Source organism: Terrabacter terrae, from assembly GCF_039529575.1.
GTDB classification, from domain to species: Bacteria; Actinomycetota; Actinomycetes; order Actinomycetales; family Dermatophilaceae; genus Terrabacter; species Terrabacter terrae.
Window position 1 is genome coordinate 571,145 of sequence record NZ_BAAANB010000021.1, and the last position, 8,584, is coordinate 579,728.

8 protein-coding genes are annotated in these 8,584 nt (G+C 72.0%); 7 read left to right on the forward strand and 1 reads right to left on the reverse strand.

Annotated elements, in window-relative coordinates; translation table 11 throughout:
• Nucleotides 1-66: 66 nt before the first annotated feature.
• Nucleotides 67-690: an O-methyltransferase gene (locus ABD194_RS12795; RefSeq protein WP_343991890.1), complete on the reverse strand. Its 624-nt coding sequence runs from the start codon at nt 688-690 to the stop codon at nt 67-69.
• A gap of 71 nt (nt 691-761) precedes the next feature.
• On the opposite strand from ABD194_RS12795, the gene ABD194_RS12800 reads away from it, so the two are divergent.
• From ABD194_RS12800 to ABD194_RS12830, 7 genes are all read left to right on the forward strand, one after another.
• On the forward strand, nt 762-1,220 hold the full coding sequence (locus tag ABD194_RS12800) for a hypothetical protein (RefSeq protein WP_343991892.1): 459 nt from the start codon (nt 762-764) through the stop codon (nt 1,218-1,220).
• A 124-nt stretch (nt 1,221-1,344) separates the two neighbouring features.
• Nucleotides 1,345-2,004 (forward strand): RNA polymerase sigma factor SigE, encoded by a 660-nt coding sequence (sigE, locus tag ABD194_RS12805; protein ID WP_343991894.1) that lies wholly within the window; start codon nt 1,345-1,347, stop codon nt 2,002-2,004.
• Between the two features lie 16 nt (nt 2,005-2,020).
• The gene (locus tag ABD194_RS12810) at nt 2,021-2,743 is read left to right on the forward strand and encodes an anti-sigma factor (protein ID WP_343991896.1); all 723 of its coding nucleotides are present in this window, start codon (nt 2,021-2,023) and stop codon (nt 2,741-2,743) included.
• Nucleotides 2,740-4,392 (forward strand): S1C family serine protease, encoded by a 1,653-nt coding sequence (locus ABD194_RS12815; protein WP_343991898.1) that lies wholly within the window; start codon nt 2,740-2,742, stop codon nt 4,390-4,392. The genes ABD194_RS12810 and ABD194_RS12815 overlap by 4 nt, the downstream gene beginning before the upstream one ends.
• Nucleotides 4,393-4,447: 55 nt before the next feature.
• The gene (gene tatB, locus ABD194_RS12820; protein ID WP_343991900.1) at nt 4,448-4,804 is read left to right on the forward strand and encodes a Sec-independent protein translocase protein TatB; all 357 of its coding nucleotides are present in this window, start codon (nt 4,448-4,450) and stop codon (nt 4,802-4,804) included.
• A gap of 68 nt (nt 4,805-4,872) precedes the next feature.
• The gene (locus ABD194_RS12825) at nt 4,873-6,738 is read left to right on the forward strand and encodes an ABC transporter ATP-binding protein (protein ID WP_343991902.1); all 1,866 of its coding nucleotides are present in this window, start codon (nt 4,873-4,875) and stop codon (nt 6,736-6,738) included.
• Nucleotides 6,735-8,564 (forward strand): ABC transporter ATP-binding protein, encoded by a 1,830-nt coding sequence (locus ABD194_RS12830; protein WP_343991904.1) that lies wholly within the window; start codon nt 6,735-6,737, stop codon nt 8,562-8,564. The genes ABD194_RS12825 and ABD194_RS12830 overlap by 4 nt, the downstream gene beginning before the upstream one ends.
• Nucleotides 8,565-8,584 lie beyond the last annotated feature (20 nt).

Here is an 8,584-nt window from a genome sequence, read left to right on the forward strand (position 1 = left end):
TCGCGTTCCCGGGCCCGCGACCAGCGGGGCGTATGCCGTCCGGCGGGCCGGACGGCATACGCGCTCTCAGCGCTTGACGGCCGTGAGCAGCCCCTCGCCCACGGGCAGCAGCGAGACGATGAACCGGCCCTGGTCGCGGATCGTGCGGCCGACCTCGCGCAGGGTGCGCGTCTCGGCGTCACGGCTGGCGGGGTCGGACTCCTTGTCGGTCCACGTCATGACGAGGGTGCCGCCGGAGCGCAGCAGGCGGGTGGCCTGGGCGAGGTACTCGGGGTACTCCTGCTTGTCGGCGTCGACGACGACGAGGTCGTAGGCGCCGTCCGTCATGCGGGGGAGCACCTCGAGGGCCCGCCCGGCGATGACGCGCGTGCGCTGGTGGGCGAAACCGGCTGCGGCGAACGCCTGCCGAGCGGCGCGCTGGTGCTCGGTCTCGAGGTCGATCGTCGTGAGGATGCCGTCGGCCGGCATGCCGCCGAGGAGCCACAGCCCGGACGCGCCGGCGCCGGTGCCGATCTCCATCACGGCCTTGGCACCGGTGGCGGCCGCGAGCATCTGCAGGACCGCTCCGACTCCGTTGCCGACGGGCTCGGCACCCAGCTCCTCACCGCGGCGTCCAGCCTCCTCGACGTGCTCGCTCGGAGCGACGAACTCCTCGGCGTGCGACCATGCGGCGACCTTCTGCGTGCTCATGACCGCAACCCTACTGTGGCGATCCGAACCGTTTCGGCACGCGCCGTGCAGGAGCGGGTAAGGATCGCGTCATGAGCGAACAGGACCTGCCGACCGCGGAACACCAGCGCCCTGACGGGGTCGACGACGCCACCGTCGAGGCCCTCGGCAAGCTCTCGGAGGCACTGGAGGTCGTCGAGGACGCTCGCGGTCACCTCTACGGCTTCCACCGGTTGACCGGTACGGCCGACCTCGCGCTCGGCGAGGCCGTCGACCTCCTCCGCAAGGCCGGCCACGACGAGGTCGCCGACCGGCTCCAGACGGAGCTCGTCGGGCGAAACGTCGTCGAGGGCCGGTGGACCTTCCAGATCGTCGAGGACTACGACGACTCCTACTACTCCACCTTCAAGCGGCTCGAGGCGGACGCGCGGGACCGCCTGGTCCAGGGCCGTCGCCACCTCTACGAGGCCGAGATGAAGGAGGCCCGCCGCACCCACGGGCGCCGCCACCACGAGGCGACCCCCAGAGACGGGGGCCCGCAGGCGCGCTGACCCACAGCCTGCGCACAGGTTCCCGCCACGACCCGGACAGGCCCATCCGAGAGGATCGTGGGAACGAATCGAGCCGTGGCGGCGTTCTAGTCGTTGATCCTTCGCCTGAAAGGCAAGCCCCGAAGTGAGCACCAGCGTGACGTCCACCTCTCCCACCTCGGTGGAGCAGGCCGACGCGGCATGGACCCCTCCGACCTGGGAGGAGATCGTCGAGCAGCACTCGGCGCGCGTCTACCGTCTCGCCTACCGCCTCACGGGCAACCCGCACGACGCCGAGGACCTCACCCACGACGTGTTCGTGCGCGTCTTCCGCTCGCTGAACTCCTACCAGCCCGGGACGTTCGAGGGCTGGCTGCACCGCATCACCACCAACGTCTTCCTCGACAAGATGCGGCGCAAGCAGCGCATCCGCTTCGACGCTCTCCCCGAGGACGCGGCCGGGCGGCTCCCCAGCCTGGAGAAGGGCCCCGAGCAGAGCTACCACGACGCCCGCTTCGACGACGACGTGCAGCGGGCCCTCGACGCGCTGGCCCCCGAGTTCCGGGCCGCCGTGGTCCTCTGCGACATCGAGGGCCTCAGCTACGAGGAGATCAGCGCCACCCTGGGCGTCAAGCTCGGCACGGTCCGCTCGCGCATCCACCGTGGCCGCGCCCAGCTGCGCGAGGCGCTGGCCCACCGCGCGCCCGAGGTGGCCGCTGCCGCCCGACCCGTCAAGCCCGAGTCCCGCTCCGCCCGCGCCGGCCTGCGCCTGCCCGGCCGCCGGGTGGCGGCGAGCCAGCGATGAGACCCGAGGTGATGTCGTGACGCCGCATCTGAAGGGGCACGTCCGCGCCTACGTCGACCGGGCACTTCCCCCGCCGATGCTGCATCTCTTCGACAAGCACCTCGTGTGCTGCGCGGTGTGTCGCGCCGCCGCCGACCAGGAGCGGCGCATCGTCGCGGCGCTGCGCGCCGACACCGGCGTCCCGACGAGCCTGCGCACGTCCCTGATCGGCCTCGCGTCGGCGGCCTCAACCTCCACCTCGACCGAGGCGCGCGTGAACCCTCCCCGCGTCCCCGTCCCTCCCGTCGGCTTCCGTATGCCGTCCGCCCCGGCCCACGAGCCCGTGCCTACCGTCCCCCCGACGGCTCCGGCCCTGCACCGCTCCCCGATGCGCGCCGCGGTCGTCGCCTCCATCGCCGCCGGCGCCTCCGTCGCAGCGGCGTGGGGTCTGGCCGTCTCGCCGGTCCCCGGGGGCGGGGCCCCGTCCGTCCGCGGCCCGGTGGCCAACCTCGGTGCCGGCCCCGCGAGCGCCGTGAACTTCGGTGGCGCGGTGCTGCCGGGAAGCCGGGTCACGCCGGTCTCCCGGGACGCCGGCAGGGCGGGCGGGCTCGACTCCGGGAGCCTGCCCCACTGGGTCGTGTCGACGCGGTCGGCGACCGCCGGCGGCACCTCTGCCTCGGCGGTCAGGCCCGGTGTGGTGTCCGGGCTGGTGGACTCGGTTCGGATCACCACCTCCCGTTCGGCACAATCACGACCATGAGCGACGAGTCGAGGGCGCCGGAGCCCGGGCCCGCGGCAGCCCCGGAGCCCGCATCGGTACCCGAGCCGGCGGCGGTGCCCGACCCGTCGTCTCCGTCCGCCCCTCGAGGGGCCGATGCGGCCGGACCCCCCGAGCGGGCACGTGGCTACGAGCCCACCGGCATCATCGACCTGCACGACACCCGAGCCATCCCCACGCCGGCTGGCTCGCCGGCATCCTCGTCGGCCGGGCCACCGGCGCCAGCATCCTCGTCGGCCTCCTCGCCGGCATCCTCGTCGGCCGGGCCACCGGCGCCGGCGGTCGAGGGTGTGCCGACCGGCCAGGAGGGGCAGCAGCACCCCGACGACGCCTGGTTCGACGTCTTCGGTGGCGGCGGACAGCCGCGCGCAGCGGGTGCGCCCGCGAGGGCCGACGAGCCCTGGAACGACGACCGACCCGACGGCATTGCCGCGGGTCCATCGCCCTACGCGCCGCCCTCTGAGGGCGCCCGACCCGGCCCCGGCGCCGGCGGAGGTGCCGACGGCGGACCCGCGGCCGGCGTACTCCTGGCCGACGACCCTGCTCCCCCCACCCGGCGACGTGGGCGAGGCAGGCTGGTGGCCGCGGTGGCAGGGCTCTGCCTGCTCTCCGGAGTCGTGGGAGGCGTGGCTGGACAGCTTGCCGAGGATCGGATCAACCTCGCCGGCTCGACGCTGCCCGACCCCGGCCCGGGAGCCACACAACGGCCTGCCGGCTCGGTCGCCAGCATCGCCGCAGTGGCCCTGCCGAGCGTCGTCACCATCAAGGTCAGCGGGGGCAGCGAGGGCTCGGCCACGGGGTCGGGCTTCGTCGTCGACGGCAAGGGCCACGTGCTCACCAACAACCACGTCGTCCAGGGCGGCGTCAACGGCGACATCGAGGTCGTCCTCAGCAACGGGGACACCGAGAAGGCTTCGATCGTGGGGCGGGACGCCAGCTACGACCTCGCCGTGCTCAGGATCAAGCGGACCGACCTCACGCCGTTGCGGCTCGGCCCGTCCGACAAGGTCGTCGTCGGCGACCAGGTGATCGCCGTCGGAGCCCCGCTGGGTCTCGACCAGACCGTCACCACCGGCATCGTCAGCGCCCTCAACCGGCCGGTGATACCGGGTGACCCGGGCGAGTCCTCGTACATCAACGCCATCCAGACCGACGCCGCCATCAACCCCGGCAACTCGGGTGGACCGCTTCTCGACATGTCGGGCAAGGTGATCGGCGTCAACAGCGCCATCGCCCGCGTGCCCGGCACGAGCGGCTCCACCGGTGGCAGCATCGGCCTCGGTTTCGCGATCCCGAGCGACCAGGCCAGGCGAACCGCCGACCAGCTCATCGCCACGGGCAAGGCCACGCACCCGATCATCGGCGTCTCGCTCGACCGCACGTACTCCGGCGACGGGGCCCAGGTGTCCGACAAGGCTGGCGCCGTGACGGCCGGCGGTCCCGCGGCCAAGGCCGGCGTCAGGCCCGGCGACGTCATCGTGGGGTTCGAGGGCAAGCGCATCCGCACCCCCGACCAGCTCGTCGTCTCCATCCGTGCCAGAGCGGTCGGTGACACGGTCACCCTCAAGGTCAAGCGGGGGGACGCAGAGCTCGACCTCAAGATGACCCTCGAGGCGGATCCCCGCAGCTGAAGCCCAGCCGGCCGCCATAGGATGGCCGCGCCAACACGCGTGGAAGCGAGGGACTGTGTTCGACATCAACGGGTGGGAGCTGCTCCTGCTCGGTGTGCTCGCCATCGTCATCCTGGGGCCCGAGCGCCTGCCCGACTACGCCGCGAAGTTCGGCAGGTTCGTGCGCCAGGCGCGCGCCATGGCCGACCGTGCCAAGCAGCAGCTCAAGGACGAGATGGGGCCGGAGTTCTCCGACGTCGACTGGAAGGCCTACGACCCCCGCCAGTACGACCCCCGCAAGATCGTGCGCGACGCGCTGTCGTCGCCGCCCGACGAGGACTATGCGCCCTCGCCGGCCGTCGACAAGCCGGTGAGCACGCCGCGCGGCCACGACCCGTCCGTCCCGACGCCCTGGGACTCCGAGGCCACCTGACCGTCGCCGACAGAAGAATCTGACCCAGAGGCATCTGTGTCGGAGGGGCGGGTTATCGTCGGCTTCTGATGCCAGACAAACCCGACTCCCAGCCGCCCGCGTCCGTCCGATCGTTGTGGCGGCTTCGCGGCTACCTGCGCCCCCACCGACGGGCGCTCGTGGTCATGTTCGCGGCCTCGATCGCCGGCGTAGGACTCTCGATCGCCATCCCGCTCGTGACGCGCGCCATCATCGACGGCCCCATCACCCGGCACGAGCTCGCGCCGGTGCTGCCGCTCGGACTGCTGGCCCTCGCGCTCGGGGTGCTGGAGGCCGTCCTCATCTTCGTGCGTCGATGGGTTCAGTCCAACGCCGTGCTCGGCCTCGAGACCCAGCTGCGCCGCGACCTCTACGCGCGGCTGCAGAGCCTGCCGATGAGCTTCCACACCCGGTGGCAGTCCGGCCAGCTGCTGTCGCGGGCGACGACCGACCTCTCGGCGATCCGTCGCTTCAGCGGGTTCGGCCTGCTCTTCCTCGTCGTCAACGTGCTGCAGCTGGTGACGGTCACCATCGTGCTGCTGACGATGTACTGGCCGCTGGGACTGGTCGTCGCGGCCGTCGCCGTGCCGATCATCTGGCTGTCGATGCGGTTCGAGAAGGCGTACGTCGTCATCTCGCGGCGCGTCCAGGACCAGCAGGGCGACCTCGCCACACAGGCCGAGGAGGGCGCCGTCGGCGTCCGCGTCATCAAGTCCTTCGGGCGCAGCGACCACGTCGCCCAGCGCTACGACCAGGCCGCGCTAGAGCTGCGGGCGACCAGCATCGACAAGGTCCGGCTGTCGGCGAAGTTCTGGACCTTCCTCGAGGTCATCCCCAACCTCGCCGTCGTGGTGGTGCTGCTGCTCGGGGCCATCGGCGTGGGCCACGGCAACCTCACCCCCGGCGAGCTCGTCGCCTTCATCACCCTGATGCTCTCGCTGGTGTGGCCGGTGTCGTCCCTCGGGGTCATCCTCGCCATGGCCCATGAGGCCATGACCGCGGCTGCGCGCGTCCTCGAGATCTTCGACACCGAGCCCGACATCGTCTCGGGCCCCGGACCGGCCGAGGTGTCGGGCGCGCGCGGCCACCTGCGCTTCGAGCACGTCGACTTCGCGTTCCCGGACGCGCCGGACCAGCCGGTCCTGCACGACGTGAACCTCGACCTGGCCCCGGGCGAGACGGTCGCCCTCGTCGGCGCGACCGGCACGGGCAAGACGGCCCTGACTGCTCTCGTGCCGCGGCTCTTCGACGTGACCGGTGGCCGCATCACCATCGACGGCGTCGACGTGCGCGACCTGCAGCTGATCGAGCTGCGCAGCCTCGTGGCCACCGCCTTCGAGGAGCCCACCCTCTTCTCGATGAGCGCGCGTGAGAACGTCACGCTCGGACGATCGGACGCCCCCGAGGAGGAGGTGCTGGCTGCGCTCGAGGTGGCGCAGGCCGGGTTCGTCCACGACCTGCCGTGGGGGCTCGACACCCGCATCGGCGAGCAGGGCATGTCGCTGTCGGGCGGTCAGCGCCAGCGGCTCGCCCTGGCCCGGGCCGTGCTCTCCCGGCCCGCCGTGCTCGTCCTCGACGACACGCTGTCAGCGCTCGACGTGCACACCGAGAAGCTCGTCGAGCAGGCCCTGGCCAACGTCCTGTCCGAGACCACCGGCCTGATCGTCGCCCACCGCGCCTCGACGGTGATGCTCGCCGACAAGGTGGCCCTGCTGCAGGCCGGCACCATCACCCACGTCGGCACCCACCGGCAGCTGCTCGACACCGTGCCCGCCTACCGCGACCTGCTCGCGGCCGACGGCGTCGACGACCCCGCCTCCGGGGAGGCGCCCGACCGGACCGTTTCGCGCGAGGTGCTGCGCGAAGCCCACGCCTCCGACTTCTCCGACCCGGCCAGCAGGGGGGTGTCCGCATGAGCGCACAGACCCAGGACTGGCGGGGTGTGGCCGCCGACGAGATCGAGGGGGACCTGACCGCCGAGGCGTCGGCCGGGCTCGCCACCCGTTCGCGCCGGCTGCTGGGGGAGGTGCTGCGGCCGTGGCGGCGTGCGCTGTGGTGGCTCATGGTCGTGGTCGTCGTCGAGAACGCCGCGCGACTGTCGATCCCGTACCTCGTCAAGGAGGGCATCGACGTCGGCATCCCGCCGATCCGTGAGTCCGGCAACCTCGAGCCGCTGCTGCTCGTCGTCGGGCTCGTGCTCCTCGCGACCGTGACCCAAGCCGTGTCCCGCAACCTCTTCCTCGTCCGCTCCGGCCAGATCGGCCAGGACATCCTGCTGCTGATCCGGCGCCGCATCTTCCGGCACTTCCAGCGGCTGAGCCCCGCCTTCCACGACCGCTACACCTCGGGCCGCGTCATCTCTCGCCAGACCTCCGACGTCGACGCGATCTACGAGATGCTCGAGACCGGCTTCGACGGGCTCGTCACGGCGGCCCTGACCCTCGTCGGCACCTCCGTCCTGCTCCTGGTCCTCGACGTCAAGCTGGGACTCGTGGCGCTGCTGTGCGGCCCCGCCCTGGCGCTGCTGACCAACTGGTTCCGGAAGGAGTCGGCGCGCACCTACCGGACCACCCGCGAGAAGGTGGCCCTCGTCATCGTCCACTTCGTGGAGTCGATGAACGGCATCCGGGCCGTCCAGGCCTTCCGGCGCGAGCCGCGCAACCAGGCGATCTTCGAGGACGTCAACGACCAGTACCGCCGGGCCAACCTCGTCGCGTTCCGGCTCGTGGCCTGGTTCATGCCGGGGATCAAGCTCATCGGCAACGTCACGATCGCCGTCGTGCTGCTCTACGGCGGCTACCTCGCCTACCACGGCGACGTCACGGTCGGCGTCCTCGCGGCCTTCCTGCTCTACCTGCGCCAGTTCTTCGAGCCGATGCAGGAGATCTCGCAGTTCTACAACACCTTCCAGTCCGCGTCAGCCGCGCTCGAGAAGCTGTCCGGTGTGCTCGAGGAGGCGCCCGACGTCCCCGAGCCGGAGCACCCCGTCGCCCTCGGGGACCCGCGGGGTGAGGTGCGCTTCGACCACGTGCGGTTCGAGTACGTCCCCGGCTCGCCGGTGCTGCCCGACCTCGACCTGACGGTCCCGGCCGGCCAGACCATCGCGCTCGTGGGCACCACGGGCGCGGGCAAGACCACTCTGGCCAAGCTCACGACCCGCTTCTACGACCCGACCGGCGGGCAGGTGCTCCTCGACGGGGTCGACCTGCGGCGCCTGACCGAGGACGACCTGCACCGGGCCGTCGTCATGGTGACGCAGGAGAACTACCTGTTCAGCGGCTCGGTCGCCGACAACATCCGGTTCGGTCGGCCCGACGCCACCGACGAGCAGGTCGAGGCGGCCGCCCGTGAGCTGGGCGCGCACGGCTTCATCTCGGCCCTTCCCGAGGGCTACGCGACCCCGGTCTCCAACCGCGGTGGCCTGCTCAGCGCCGGCCAGCGACAGCTCGTCGCGTTCGCGCGCGCGTTCCTCGCCGACCCGGCTGTCCTCATCCTCGACGAGGCGACCTCCTCGCTCGACATCCCGTCGGAGCGGCTGGTGCAACGAGCCCTGCAGACGATCCTGGCGGGACGCACGGCGATCGTCATCGCCCACCGCCTCTCGACCGTCGAGGTCGCCGACCGGGTGCTCGTCATGGAGCACGGGCGCATCGTCGAGGACGGTGCCCCGGGTGAGCTCATCGCGGCCGGGTCCGGGCGCTTCTCGGACCTGCACCGCGCCTGGGTCGACTCCCTGGCCTGACTCCAAACCGTCGAAAGGCC